At 60.5% G+C, this 13,250-nt stretch carries 14 protein-coding genes and 1 pseudogene; 4 read left to right on the top strand and 11 right to left on the bottom strand.

Translation table 11 applies throughout. From position 1 onward, the window contains the following. Nucleotides 1-173: 173 nt before the first annotated feature. Entirely contained in the window at nucleotides 174-1,085 is a 912-nt protein-coding gene (locus R3X27_RS09695) for a metallophosphoesterase (RefSeq protein ID WP_317708657.1), read from the top strand. A gap of 2 nt (nucleotides 1,086-1,087) precedes the next feature. Here the strand turns inward: R3X27_RS09695 and R3X27_RS09700 are convergent, their stop codons facing one another. Continuing rightward, nucleotides 1,088-1,609 (bottom strand): hypothetical protein, encoded by a 522-nt coding sequence (locus R3X27_RS09700; RefSeq protein ID WP_317708658.1) that lies wholly within the window; start codon nucleotides 1,607-1,609, stop codon nucleotides 1,088-1,090. Nucleotides 1,610-1,816: 207 nt separating this feature from the next. Here R3X27_RS09700 and R3X27_RS09705 point away from each other — a divergent pair, with 207 nt between their 5' ends. Next, nucleotides 1,817-2,248 (top strand): methylglyoxal synthase, encoded by a 432-nt coding sequence (locus R3X27_RS09705; protein WP_317708659.1) that lies wholly within the window; start codon nucleotides 1,817-1,819, stop codon nucleotides 2,246-2,248. A 2-nt stretch (nucleotides 2,249-2,250) separates the two neighbouring features. Here the strand turns inward: R3X27_RS09705 and R3X27_RS09710 are convergent. The 3 genes and pseudogenes from R3X27_RS09710 to R3X27_RS09720 form a co-directional block, all read right to left on the bottom strand. Continuing rightward, nucleotides 2,251-3,105 (bottom strand): annotated as a pseudogene (locus tag R3X27_RS09710) (DNA polymerase IV); the annotation flags it as partial. Between the two features lie 205 nt (nucleotides 3,106-3,310). Continuing rightward, nucleotides 3,311-4,417, bottom strand: coding sequence for a DNA polymerase IV (dinB, locus tag R3X27_RS09715; protein WP_317708660.1), 1,107 nt, complete (start codon nucleotides 4,415-4,417; stop codon nucleotides 3,311-3,313). 74 nt (nucleotides 4,418-4,491) lie between these two features. Then, complete coding sequence (locus R3X27_RS09720) at nucleotides 4,492-4,749, bottom strand: helix-turn-helix transcriptional regulator (protein WP_317708661.1); 258 nt, start codon at nucleotides 4,747-4,749, stop codon at nucleotides 4,492-4,494. 85 nt (nucleotides 4,750-4,834) lie between these two features. On the opposite strand from R3X27_RS09720, the gene R3X27_RS09725 reads away from it, so the two are divergent. Together R3X27_RS09725 and R3X27_RS09730 are read left to right on the top strand one after the other, a co-directional pair. Beyond that, complete coding sequence (locus R3X27_RS09725; RefSeq protein ID WP_317708662.1) at nucleotides 4,835-5,458, top strand: hypothetical protein; 624 nt, start codon at nucleotides 4,835-4,837, stop codon at nucleotides 5,456-5,458. Nucleotides 5,459-5,917: 459 nt separating this feature from the next. Further along, the gene (locus R3X27_RS09730) at nucleotides 5,918-6,178 is read left to right on the top strand and encodes a hypothetical protein (RefSeq protein WP_317708663.1); all 261 of its coding nucleotides are present in this window, start codon (nucleotides 5,918-5,920) and stop codon (nucleotides 6,176-6,178) included. A 157-nt stretch (nucleotides 6,179-6,335) separates the two neighbouring features. On the opposite strand, the gene R3X27_RS09735 is transcribed toward R3X27_RS09730, so the two are convergent. The 7 genes from R3X27_RS09735 to R3X27_RS09765 form a co-directional block, all read right to left on the bottom strand. Then, the gene (locus R3X27_RS09735; RefSeq protein ID WP_317708664.1) at nucleotides 6,336-6,818 is read right to left on the bottom strand and encodes a hypothetical protein; all 483 of its coding nucleotides are present in this window, start codon (nucleotides 6,816-6,818) and stop codon (nucleotides 6,336-6,338) included. Between the two features lies 1 nt (nucleotide 6,819). Further along, a complete protein-coding gene (locus R3X27_RS09740) occupies nucleotides 6,820-7,248 on the bottom strand; it encodes a hypothetical protein (protein ID WP_317708665.1) in 429 nt (142 codons plus the stop codon). A gap of 531 nt (nucleotides 7,249-7,779) precedes the next feature. Next, entirely contained in the window at nucleotides 7,780-8,511 is a 732-nt protein-coding gene (locus tag R3X27_RS09745; RefSeq protein ID WP_317708666.1) for a DUF3047 domain-containing protein, read from the bottom strand. Then, nucleotides 8,415-8,840 (bottom strand): Cu(I)-responsive transcriptional regulator, encoded by a 426-nt coding sequence (gene cueR, locus R3X27_RS09750; RefSeq protein WP_317708667.1) that lies wholly within the window; start codon nucleotides 8,838-8,840, stop codon nucleotides 8,415-8,417. The genes R3X27_RS09745 and cueR overlap by 97 nt, the downstream gene beginning before the upstream one ends. Nucleotides 8,841-8,851: 11 nt before the next feature. Continuing rightward, nucleotides 8,852-11,353: a heavy metal translocating P-type ATPase gene (locus R3X27_RS09755; RefSeq protein ID WP_317708668.1), complete on the bottom strand. Its 2,502-nt coding sequence runs from the start codon at nucleotides 11,351-11,353 to the stop codon at nucleotides 8,852-8,854. 328 nt (nucleotides 11,354-11,681) lie between these two features. Next, nucleotides 11,682-12,302 carry a class I SAM-dependent methyltransferase gene (locus tag R3X27_RS09760; protein ID WP_317708669.1) on the bottom strand — a complete coding sequence of 207 codons (621 nt, stop codon included), beginning with the start codon at nucleotides 12,300-12,302 and terminating at the stop codon, nucleotides 11,682-11,684. 143 nt (nucleotides 12,303-12,445) lie between these two features. Then, nucleotides 12,446-12,739: a hypothetical protein gene (locus tag R3X27_RS09765; protein WP_317708670.1), complete on the bottom strand. Its 294-nt coding sequence runs from the start codon at nucleotides 12,737-12,739 to the stop codon at nucleotides 12,446-12,448. Between the last annotated feature and the right edge of the window lie 511 nt (nucleotides 12,740-13,250).

A 13,250-nucleotide genomic window follows, 5' to 3' on the forward strand; every position in this document is an offset into this window, starting at 1 on the left:
GCTCAGACACACAAGGCTGACAGACAATGGGCCCGGCTCGACAATGCGCCGGGCCCTTGCTATACCTCTGCGTGAAATCCCGACAGTTCGATGGGCAGAAAACCTGCCAACCCCGCCCCTGCGCAGACCGCTTAGAGGGCGCTCCGCCCTGTCGGCAAGAGCGAGGAGCGCAGATGTATCACATCATTCCCGACATACACGGACAGGCCGACAAGCTGACGGGCCTTCTGGACCATCTTGGTTGGCGGCGCACGCCTTTCGGCTGGCGCGCGCCGCAGCTCGGGCTGGAGATCGTATTTCTGGGCGATTTCATCGATCGAGGCCCGGAGAATGCGCGAAGTCTCGCCATCGTCCGGTCGCTGATCGATGCTGGCAAGGCGCGGGCGATCATGGGCAACCATGAGTTCAACGCGATCCAGTTCCACACCGAGATCGAAGGCCGACCGCTGCGGCAGCGGTCGGAGAAGAACCTGCGCCAGCACGCGTCCTTCCTTCGCGAGTTCCCCATTGGGGCGGCGCAGACGGCAGAGGTGATCGATTGGATGCAGACCCTGCCGCTTCTTCTCGAGGACCCAGCCTTCCGGGCGGTGCATGCCTGCTGGCACGGCCCGTCGGTCGAGCGCCTTCGGGAAGAGCTTGTCGAAGATCGGCTGACGGATGCGGTGCTGCATCACCCGGGCTGGGCGACCGGGCCGCTCTACGACGCGTTGCAGAATGTGACCAGTGGGCTGGAAGCGCCGCTGCCGGACGGGTTTTCCTTCCACGACAAGGATGGCGTGGAGCGCCGCCACACCCGTATCGCCTGGTGGATGGCCGAAGCCCGGAGCTGGCAGCAGATCGCGCGCTCGGTGCCGGACCCGGATTGCCTGCCGACGACCCCGCTGCCGCCGGAACTGGCCGCCTGGCGATACCGCGAGACATGTCCTGTGTTCTTTGGCCATTACTGGGAAAGCGGGACGCCCCGGGTGGAAGCGCCCCACGCGCTCTGTCTCGACTATTCCGCCGGTCTCGACGGTCCGCTCCTCGCCTATGATTTCGATCCGAGCGAACCGGAGATGTCCGTCGCGCGTATCCGCATGGCCTGACCCTAGAGCGCCCTTGCGCAGGCGAGGGCCTTTGCCAGCATTGGCGCGTATCCCTCCATCGGCAGCACCATCAGCGCCTTGCCCTTGTTGTCGGCCAGAGTCAGCTCCGCGCCGCCCTGATCGAGCGCCTCGTACCGGGCCGCTCCCTTGGCGGTCTTGTCGACATGTTGGATGAACTCGTCGTCATATTGCGCGGCCTTGAAAGTGACCGGCTTGCCGCCGCCATCGAGCCTCAGCTTGGCCTTGTGCCGCTTCAGGTCCCAGTCGCGCGAGCCGAATTGCAGGATGCTGACCGAGGCGCCGGGAAAGAAGACCACCCGCAACCCGGACGCGCCACCGCCGGTCTCCAGCATGCAGGCTGTCTCGGACGCGTGCACCGCGCCCTTGTCCAAATAGCTGAACCCGTCGAGCGAATAGGCCGTCCAGGCTCCCGCAGAGGCCAGCTTGTTGCGACCGTCTTCGCCGGCAGTGGCCAGCGTTGCGGATATCGCCACCGACAGGAACACACCCAAGGCAATCTTCATACCGTTTCTCCTTCTATCGGGTCGTATTGCGGGTCCCGTCCTGCCCATAAGGACGCGCCTTTCGCCGCGCCATGATTCACATCATGCTTTTCCCATTATTTCCAACAGGTTGACGTAAGGTCTCCGGCGCGGCAGCGTGGCGGGTTGCACGAGGCGACGATCCGTCCGATAGGGAAGATGACGAGACCTGTATCCCGGAGAGACCCGATGACACGCATGTCCGCGCGCAAGCGCATCGCATTGGTCGCGCATGACGCGATGAAACCGGCGATTGTCGCCTGGGCCAGACGTAACAGCGAGATCCTGTCGCGCCACGACCTGTATGGGACGGGCACCACGGGCGGGCGGATTGCCGAAGGGACCGGGCTGGACGTGACACGGCTCAAGAGCGGTCCGTTGGGCGGCGACCAACAGCTCGGCGCGATGATCGCCGATGACAAGCTCGACGTTCTGATCTTCTTCACTGACCCGCTGACCGCCATGCCGCATGACGTGGATGTCAAGGCGCTGACCCGCATCGCCACGCTGGAGCAGGTCGTGATGGCCTGCAACGCAGCGACGGCCGATTTCATCGTCGCCTCGGACATGCTGGACGACGACTACACGCCGGTCGCCGAAGAGGCCGCCCACGACCGCTGAGCCTAGCGGATGGCGCGGCCCTTGAAGATCGCGTCCTTGCCGAACTTCTTCCGGATCGCGTCCGTCGCCTTTTCGGCGGCGGCACGATTGCCGGCCTGCGGGTCGAGCAGGTCACCGGTCAGGTCCGCCTTGCTGGCCGGCACAAGCTCGGAGATGCCGACGCCGAGCAGGCGGAACGGCCCTGAAGAGACCGCCGGCAGCAGCAGCGCTTCCGCTTCGGCATAGATCTTCCCGGCGAGCTGCGTTGGCTCCTCCAGCGCGTGGCGGCGGGTCAGAATCCTGTGATCGGCCTGCTTGAGCTTGAGCGTCACGGTGCGTCCGGCCAGCCCCTTGGCCTTGGCCCTGTCGGCGACCTTCTCCGTCATCCTCCAGGCATAGCCCTTCAACCGGTCCAGTGCGCCAATATCGTCACTGAAGGTCGTCTCGTTGGAGATGGATTTCAGCCCGGATCCCGAGGAGACCCTGCGCGAATCTTCTCCGCGCGCAAGATGCCAGAGCCGGTCCCCCTGCTTGCCGAAGCGCTCGTGCAGCGCCTTGCGGTCCCAGCGGCGCAGATCCGAAAAGGTACGGATTCCGGCCCGCGAGAGCTGCGCCTGTGCGACCGCGCCGACACCCCAGATCAGCGACACCGGCTTGTCGGACAGGAAATCCTGCGTCTCCGCCTCGCCGATCACCGAGAACCCCCGCGGCTTCTCCAGATCGCTCGCCACCTTGGCGAGGAACTTGCAATGGCTCAGCCCGATCGAGCCGGACACCCCGATCTCCTCTTCCATCCGCTTCACCAGCCGCGCCAGCATCACCGCGGGCGGCGCATGGTGCAGCCGCGCCGTGCCGGTCATGTCGAGCTTATACCTATCATCATGCATTTGTCAGTTGACTGGAAAGGTGTATGTCACTGTTCTTTAATCGAAATTCACGCTGCCGCTTTTCCACTTTCAAAACTTCCACGCAGATTGTGGAAGCTCTGACGATGAGAAAAGTCGAAAACTTCCACCTTTTTGAGACGCGTCGATCTCCGGTCGGAAACGAGACCAGAAGGTCTGGAATCGGGCAAGATTCCGCTCAATCATACTGAAACGATCGCGGAAGGGCGTCGAACAGCCAAGGCTGGGCCAGGGCGGCATTGGCATCGCAGGCAACCAGCGAAGACAAAGTGACGCCAAGAAGCCTCACAGGACGTCGGAACGGGTGGACTTCGGTCAGAAGTCTCCCGGCAACGGCAGTAAGGTCTTCTGAACCACTTATTGGATCACTGAGTGTGACCTGACGAGTGACCTGCTCGAAATCGGAGAACTTCACCTTCACAGTGACAGTGTGGCCGAGCACACCTTTCTTCTCGACCCTTGTCGCAACCTTTGCCGCAATCTTAGCAACGGCCTGCTTGCCTGCCTTGAGGTCTTCGATGTCTGAGTCGAAGGTTTCCTCCGCTCCGACGGATTTGCTTTCTCGATGAGGCACTACTGGCCGGTCGTCGATACCGCGTGATATGCGCCAGTAGTGAGCGGCCGAAGAGCCGAAGTGCTGTGCGAGATCTTCTACGCGCCAATTTCGCAAATCGGCGCCTGTCAGAATGCCAAGGGCCTCCATCTTCGCCCGTGTTACCGGACCCACGCCATGAAACCGCTTCACAGGCAGTTCTGCCACAAAGTCCGCCACGCGATTTGGTCGGATAACAGTGAGCCCATCGGGTTTGTCCTGATCGGAAGCCAGCTTTGCCAGGAACTTGTTTACGCTCACACCGGCGCTGGCAGTAAGTCCGACCTTCTCACGAATCCGAGCGCGGATCTCCGTTGCGATTCCAGTTGCAGTTTTGCCTGCGGAGCAAGCGGTCGTCACGTCGAGGTAGGCCTCGTCCAAGGAAAGCGGTTCCACCAACTTCGTGTAGTCGCGAAAGATGGAGTGTATTTCCTCAGAGACCGCTCGATAGACCTCGAAGCGAGGCCTCACGAAGATGAGATCGGGGCAGAGCCTCATTGCGGTCAACGAAGGCATGGCCGATTTCACGCCAAAGCGACGCGCTTCGTAGCTCGCTGCCGCCACCACGCCCCGCACTTGTCCGCGGCCCACCGCGACGGGTTTGCCGCGCAAGGTGGAGTCGTCGCGTTGCTCGACCGAGGCGAAGAAGGCGTCCATGTCGACATGGAGAATGCGGCGTTGTGCTGCTCTCACGTCAATGCTGCCCTTTCCATTGTCCTTGGGAGAACCTTTCGCTGATTGAATGCGGGACCTTCCTCCAGCCAGCCTTACATAGGCTGGCTAACTGGGGTAGCTTGCACAACGACTTTCAATAGCTCTATGGGGTCGACCTCCATGGCGCGAGCGAGCACGACAAGCTCGACAACATCCAGCCTCCGGTTGCCGAGCTCAATCTTCGCAATGAAGGACTGCTGATAACCGAGGGCCAAGGCAAACTCCGCTTGTGACATTCCCCGGCAAGTTCGAATGCTTGCGATGGCGTTTCCCAATGCAAGCAGACCGGGGCTCCTGATCGATTTCGGCATGCGATTTTTCCACTGTGACTTGACAGCGGCGTAGCGCATGAGTGATTTAAGCCTAAATTGGGCTTAAAATGATCGAGGCGGGACCATGATGGATAAACCGAATGACATGCTCATCGAGGCAGAACGTCGAGCCCACAAAGCTCGCCTTGATGTCTTTGCTGAGCACATCGACGACCCTGTCGGCCTCAGACTCCTTGCTCGATTGGGTGGTGATCTCGTGTTCCGATCGCTGCTGGAACTTGAACTGAATGGGTGCACGTCCTTTCGGGGCACCCAGATTCTAATGGCCGGCGAACTTGTTTCCTTACAGGCTTTCAAGATCCGTACCGGACCCTTCAGAGGACGAGAGTGCAGTAGCCTTCAGATCACGGGCATTGGCATGGCTATGATGTTCGAAGAACAGGATGGCCTCGAAGACAACCGGTGGCTGGAGTATCTTCGCGGCTCGGTGCTTGGTTACGCTTGTATAGATGACGGAAGAGGAATTTGCGCGACGAGGGAGTTCCTCGAAACATCGATCGAGATCGATGACCTCGAAATCCTGAAACGTTGTGTGCACCCCTACAGTGGTACCTTCGCCTTTCCAGAAGCATGGGGAATGACGGGGAAAGTCGACGCAAAAACACGGGCCTCAGCCTCGAAGTGGTGGTCGTCAAACATCAGTCCGAAAAGATCCAGCGTAATCATATCGCTCCAAGAGTCCGTTTAGCAATGGGCGATGTCCTTGATGGTTGAGGCTTCGAAATCCAGTATCGTGGTCCGCTTCAGGAGAATGTCGCCAGCGCTGTCGAGCACGATCATCCGCCTGGAGCGGAGGGTTCCTGCGAAAGCTGATGCTGTCCGCGTTCGTCGCGGCCATGCGAGTGCTCTTCCAGCGACATTGACGTCTTCATGACCGATTCTGATAACAAACCGGAATATAGGATCTACAGCGCCTGTAGCTTCAAGCCCGGAAGTTGTCCGAGGAACAGCTTTTCAAATTGGCAGGCGGCAGAAAAAATCCGAACCTAATGGATACTGGGCCGGCAACGAGGGCGAACTCTCATGCGAGACATGGCCGGACTTGTTGCGCCCTGTTGCCAATGCAAGAAACCATCGTGGTCAAGGAAGAATGGCGGAGCAGAGGTCAACCTCCGGGAATGAAGTCCGGAAGCACCGGTATCCGCAAATGGTGCGTGAGCTCACGAAGGCTGCAAACGGGAAGGCCAAGGCTGCTCCGCTCGATCTGAAGCAGGATCTCCCCAAATTCGCCCTGACGCCCGGATCGACCCTGGCCGAAACGCATCCCACGATCTTCAAGAAGTCCCCAAAGTCAGCAGAGATCACCATTGAAGACGACGGCCGCCTGGCCGTGCGCCTCGATGGAAAGCCCATCAAGGACAAGAAGCGCCTGATCGCCGTCATCGAGGACATCGTCCGGGGCAAGTAAGGCGCCGGTATGCCGGCCGCATTACCGGTAACGCGCAGAGCTTTGCTCTCTCTTATCCTGCCGCGGTATAACTCATACCGACCCGGAGCAACGCGGGGTAACGGCGACAATGCGCAGAGTTCACCGCGGTGAACTCTGCATCGCGGCCATGAGCTGATCACTTCGGCTTGGCGTATGTCAGGTTTCCGTCCCCATCGAGGCCTACCCCCTTACCCAGCCTCTGCCGCCGCGCGTAGAATTCAGCCTCGTTCTCGCCGGGCTGCGCCAACTTCTCGGTGAAGGTATCAAGCAAGGCGGCCTGTTCCTCGTGGTCGTGGGTCGCCGACAGGGCGATATAGCGATCGAGCGCGGCCGTATCTCCCTCAAGAAGAATATCGAACAGGGAGCGCCCGCCCCACACGTCATCAGGCGCGAAGAGGATGTCGAGTAACACCCACGGATCAACGCCGGCATGGGCCTGCAAGACGCGGTCCAGGCCAGGCAATCGCGCGATCGCTCGGTCAAGGATCCGCCGGCGGGCTGCGTCCTGGTCAGGACGCGTTGCCTCGTCGTAGGACGCAACGGCTTCGTCAAGCGCGTCAAAGAAGGCGTCTCCCATCTCTTCAAGCCTCTCGATTTCGGGTTTGCGATCAGCGACCATTTCAGCCCTCGTTTTTCGTGATCTGCTGCCCCTCTTCGAGGGACACGAAGTCTCCCGAGCGTCGCCTGTCGAGGAGTTCCCTAAGCGCATCCTGACTGACTGCCTCTTCGCGCAGCCGGCGGATACGATCGGCGCCTTCGAGGCGGCGATGCGCCGACAGATCCCGCGCGCAGCCGGTGATTTCCGACATGATGTCCCGATATCGGTCGAGTTGCCAGCCCATGGCCACAAGGATCTCTTCTGCTTGCGCAGAGAAGCCTCGGCGGCCATCGGAGTTGACGACGGCACCAACGAAAACCAGCGTGTCGGGATCAGCGCCAAAGGTGTAGGGCACGTTGATCCAGACGCTCACCTCGTCGAGGCCAGTTGCGTCTGAAAAATACAACGCGAGATCTTCGGCGTCTCTCTTTCCCGTCTCCCAGTGATCCATGCGTGCACTCCAGAATGTTCCTTCTTCGTTCTACACTATGCCAAGAAAGGACGAGAGGCTACAGAAGAGGTCGAGAGAGCCGGAGAGTGACGGATCAAACTGCAAGCTGCTGAAACTCTGGTTAAATTTTCACAAAACCCGCGAAATCTATCCTTTGCCTCTCTTTGACAAGGACAGTTTCGATGAAGCAATTTTCACGCGCGCTTGCACTGGCAACGGCGCTCTACTTTCTTTCAGCAACTCAAGCCGCAGGATGTCCGGCGATAACGGATCCACAGGGCCACGAATCGGCACGGCAGTGACATCACCGCCGGAGCGGTAGCGGCACCCTTTTCCGCAGGGTGCCGCGATCGCTCTCGAAAAATCACTCAACTTGATCCGGATTTTGTTGGCGGAATCCGGGCGCCAAGGGCACGCTCGATCCTTCATAATATTGGCCAACAAAACGCAGCAACACGAAGGGATGCGCGAGAGCTATAAAACATTGTTTTCTATGTATATAAATATTCAGGGGAGGTCAACTTTATGAATTTAAACTGCCATATAATTTCCGATGTTGCTCGACGTGTCGTCGCTGTCAGCGGAAATGGCTATCCCGAAGAGAACTCCTGCCTCCTCCTTGAAGGCTCGGCGAAAATCATTTCGGATATCGACGGATTGCTCATCACTCCCCGGCGCGGCGTCCTGAAGCTGGATCGTGACACCCCGTGACCCGAGATAGGGGCTGGGCAGGAACTGACCGAGCTGATGGTCGCCGCCATGCACATAGACGATTGCCCGGGCATTGCGGTTTCCCAGCACGCGTTTGAGACTGGCTCCACTAAGCCGGAGGGCTTCGTTCTCCGGCGGAAACAGGAAGTAGACTGCAAGGTTCCTGTCATCGCCGCCCTTTCGGGTTAGATCGGTCGGAGGAACCGAGTGTTCGACGTTCCAGCGCCAGCTTGCCCGGCCGGCTTGCCGGAACTCAGCCTCCAGTTGACGGTAGACCAAGGAAACATCTCCATCCGACTCGAGACCAAGCCTGCTCCCTTCGAGGATCCAGTTGTTGGGCCGCTTGAATGGAAAACGCTGCTCGCGCCAGGCGCCGTCAAACGGGATATCGCCGGCAGATGCCGCTGTTGCGAAAGCCGCAAATGCCAATACCGCCGTTTGTGCTAATTCGCCCTTCACAAATTGGCCACCGTTGCCTTCGGTGTTTCCTCGTCCAGGCTGGTCGCAAGGTCCTCGAGGATCGGGCAGTCGGGGCGGTGGTCGCCGGCGCATTCGTGGACGAGGTGTGACAGCGTCTTCTTCATCGCCAAGAGTTCGTCGACCTTGGCGTCAATGCGCTCGAGATGCTCGCTGGCGATTTTTTTCACGTCCGCGCTGGCCCGGGTGTCGTCGCCGTAGAGAGCGATCAGATTGCGGCAATCGTCGATCGTGAATCCAAGGGACCGGGCCCGGCCGAGAAAGGCGAGCTTGTGCAGGTCGCTGTCGCGGAATGTCCGGTAGCCATTGGTGCTCCGGAGTGGGGAGACCAGGCCGATATCCTCGTAGTAGCGAATGGTCTTGGTGGGCAGGCCCGACATGCGGGCGACATCTCCGATGTTCATTGGGGTTCCTCCTATTCGGCTGGAGCGGGTGACAGGGAGAGATCTGATTTTGCCTGACCGGCCCCTTCGGGCAGGACAGGCTGGACGCGACGCAAGCGCAGTGCGTTGCTGAGCACGAAGACTGAGCTGAGCGCCATTGCTCCGGCCGCCAGCACTGGCGACAGCAGGATGCCGAAAGCCGGATAGAGCACGCCGGCGGCCACCGGGATCAGCGCGGTGTTGTAGCCAAAGGCCCAGCCGAGGTTCTGGCGGATATTGCGCATGGTGCGCGCCGAGATGTCGAATGCGTTGACCACACCGCGGAGGTCACCCGTCATCAGCACGACGTCGGCGCTCTCGATGGCGACATCGGTACCGGTGCCAATGGCGATCCCGATATCGGCATGAGCCAGCGCAGGGGCGTCATTGATCCCGTCGCCGACGAAGGCGAGCTTGCGCCCGTCCGCGCGAAGCGCCTCCAGCGCCGCGACCTTGCCGTCGGGCAGCACCTCGGCGACCACGTGGTCGATGCCCAGTTCCGTCGCGATGGCTTCGGCTGTCGCCTTGGCGTCTCCGGTGATCATCGCGACCTGAAGTCCCAGCTCGTGCAGCGCGGCAATGGCCGTGCGTGATGTCGGCTTGATCGGGTCGGAAACGGCAATCACGGCGGCAATGCGCCCGTCGATTGCGGCGAAGAGTGGGGTCTTGCCGGCAGCAGCGAAGGTCTCGCCGAAGGATACGAACCCTTCAAGTTCAATCCCCTCGCGCTCCATCAACCGGCGGGCACCGACAAGGACATCATGGCCATCGACGTTTCCCCGGACACCGAAGCCGGTGATCGAGGCGAAGTCTGTCATGTCCGGCAAGGACGATCGGTCCCCGGCGGCGCGCAGGATCGCCTCGGCAACCGGATGTTCCGAGCTTGCCTCTACCGCGGCCACAAGGCACAGGACTTGGTCGTGGTCCATGCCGGGAGCCAGCTCCATGTCGGTCAGTGCTGGCTTGCCCTCAGTGATCGTACCGGTCTTGTCCAGCGCGACCACCTGCACCTCCTGCAACCGCTGCAGCGCGTCGCCCTTGCGGAAAAGCACCCCCAACTCGGCCGCGCGGCCTGTGCCCACCATAATCGAGGTCGGCGTGGCCAGCCCCATCGCACAGGGGCAGGCGATGATCAGAACCGCCACCCCGGCGACCAGCGCATAGGTCAATGCCGGGTCGGGGCCGAAGACAAGCCAGACCAGAACCGTCAGCGCCGCCAGCGTCATCACGGCAGGCACGAACCACATGGTGATGCGGTCGACCAGCCCCTGGATCGGCAGCTTGGCGCCCTGCGCCTCTTCGACCATGCGGATGATCTGCGCCAGCATCGTGTCGGCGCCGACCGCCGTTGCGCGGAACGAGATGGCGCCGGTCCCGTTGACGGTGCCACCAACAACACTGTCTCCGGCATCCTTGCCAACCGGGATAGGCTCGCCGGTCAACATGCTCTCATCGACATAGGTCATGCCCGAAATCACCTCGCCATCCACGGCAATCCGCTCGCCGGGACGCACGCGGATGACGTCACCGACGACGATTTGTTCGATAGGCAGCTCGATCGTGGTGTCGCCGCGTTCCACCATTGCCGACTTGGCCTGCAACCCGACAAGCTTGCGGATCGCCTGTCCTGTCCGCCCCTTGGCGCGGGCCTCCAGCCATCGGCCAAGCAGGATCAGCACCACGATCACCGCGGCCGCCTCGAAATAGACGGCGCGGGTTTCGGCCGGAAGCAGCGAGGGGAGGAAGGTGGCGATGACGGAATAGCCATAGGCCGCCGAGGTGCCGATGGCCACGAGGCTGTTCATGTCCGGCGCGCCGCGCAGCAGCGCCGGGAAGCCCTTCTGATAAAACCGCCGCCCCGGCCCGAACAGGACAAGGCTCGTCAGGATGAACTGAATGACCCAGCTGGTTTGGTGGCCGATCGTGTTGCCTATGAACACATGAAAGCCGGGGATCAGGTGACCGCCCATTTCCAGCAGGAAGACCGGCAACGTCAGGGCACCGGCAATGAGCGTCAGTCGCCTGAGGTCTGCGGCTTCGGCCGCCTTGCGGTCTCCTGCGTCCGGCGCGTTCGATGCCGCGTTCGGAAGCGATGCGGGATAGCCTGCGTCTGTGGCCGTGCGCACCAGCGCCTCCGGTGTCACCTGGCCTTCAAGGTACCGCACACGGGCGGTTTCGCTGGCAAGGTTGACCAGGGCTTCCATCACGCCGGGCAGCTTCTCCAATGCGCGTTCGACACGCCCCACACAGGAAGCGCAGGACATGTTCTCGACCCGCAGCGTGACCTCTCCGATGCGCGCCGGGTAGCCGGCCTTGTCGAGGGCCTCCTTTATGGCCCCGGTATCCGCCGGATCCGAGAAAGTCACACGCGCGCTTTCATTGGCAAGGTTGACGGAAGCAGATTCGACGCCAGGCAGGGCGGCAAGCGTGCGTTCGACGCGGCCCACGCAGGAGGCGCAGGACATCCCGCCCACCGAGAGATTCAGAGTGTTCATACAGGTCACCAGCGACTCAGTTTGTTTCAGCTGATCTCCTATGTAGGGGTTCCACCCACTGGAAGGTCAAGAATCGATCCCATTATTTCCGACAGGGGATCAAACGACCGGCCCCAGATTCATCGACAGGATCCGCGACCGGGCCGTTTCTGACACCGCATTGGCGGTTTCCAGATTCGAAGCGCGTTCGTTGGCGAAAATCGCGATACGGCCCAAATCGTGTAGCGCTTCGAGCAATCCCGTGCGCTTTGTCAGGCACCTTGGCAAAATAGTCATGTCTCGAAAGCGTGTTGGGCAGGTCGGCTCACGACCAATTTCATCTGCGGCTTCAGCGGCAGCGGCGGAAAAGACTGAACTGGAAGGACTGGCTTTTACCCGAGGGAGTTTGATGCAGGTGGTGGCGATGCACCACGAGTTCGAAGCTTTCTCCGAGTAGCTCGGCAAGGTCGCTTGGACTATATCGGGCGACCGGGAGGCCACTGCACTTCTCCGGCCCATCTGGCGCAAAGGTGGCAATGATCGCATGGCCGCCGATGCTCACCCCGCGCACGAGGCTTTTCAGATAGGTCGCCCGCTCCGCCGGATCGACGAGGAAATGGAACACTGCCCTATCGTGCCACAGGTCATAATGGCGATCAGGGGCCCAAGTGGTTATGTCTGCCGAAATCCATTTCACCGTTTCACCGGCTTGTCCCAGCCGTTCTTTGGCCACATCCAGGGCGACCTGCGATAGATCGAGGACTGTTATATCGTGAAGTCCCGTCGCGAGTAGAAGGCTCGCAAGGCGGGAGGTCCCTCCACCAATGTCGATGACGGATGAGTTCGCAGTTGCGCCAGACATCTCGATCAGTTCGAACGAGACCCGTGGATCATCCTGATGCCAACTCAACTGGGCCTCGGATGCCTCGCCATAGACTCTGTCCCAGTGGGCCTTTCTGTCGACTGTCATATCTCCACGCTCTCCCAACGCACTGTGGAGAAAACACCCCTCGGAAAACCGCTCCCCCGTCCATCTTCGACAGGAGCGGAAACCAACGCAGGTAACTCCCCAGATACTTCGACGCCGGGCCTTTGAAGGGCCCCATGAAGTGGTTATAGCGGGAGTGTAATGCGTTCACATTCCGGATGTGAAATGCTTTTCTGCGCGATCCGTTTGCCTGGCTTGTTGCTGAGAACATGATGGTCCAAGGTGTTCTTCGTGGTAAAGTGGGCGCAAGCCGCCGCACCGTCGGTGCAGGGAACCACATCTGTCGCCACCACGGATGAAAGCGCCGCGTCGATGACGGGAATGCTGCGGTTCCTTGTCCGCTCCAGATATTGCTTGCCGGAGCGGTCGGTGATTGTGAGAAGCGGAAATTGCCATCGCGACAAGCCTCTCGGCATCATCTCCCTTCCGCTCTTGTAAACATACCACTGGTGGCGAGGCGGGCGCGGATACTGGAGCGGATTCCTAAGGTGCAGCGCCTATTCCCGTGAGCCTCTGCGGCTCTCCCGTTGATGAGTTTCGTCTATCTCGACAATGACACTGAAGGCATCGTCGGAGGCGACGCCTACAGCCTCCAGGACGATCATTCTCCAGCGCCCCTGTCAGTCCGGGAAAGGTAACATTGGCTGATTTCGCCAGAAAGAACGCGACCAACAAAGCATAGAGACATCGCCCAAAAAAAAGCATTCACGGAGCGGTTGCGGATGGCCGCCAGAACAAATCTCGATCTGGCGAGTCACAACTTTCTGACTTGCACTCGGCGGGTTTCAAGGTAGTTCCAAAGCTATGAACCGGAAAGCTCCACGATTCGACTTTCAAGCGATCCTGGGAACATCAAGGCTTTTGCTTTTGATGGCGGTTTTCCTGTTCCAACTCGTTGTCCCTGGGGCCGCAACCGCGACTCCGACTGAG

Source organism: Tropicimonas sp. TH_r6, from assembly GCF_033101155.1.
Lineage (GTDB): Bacteria > Pseudomonadota > Alphaproteobacteria > Rhodobacterales > Rhodobacteraceae > Tropicimonas.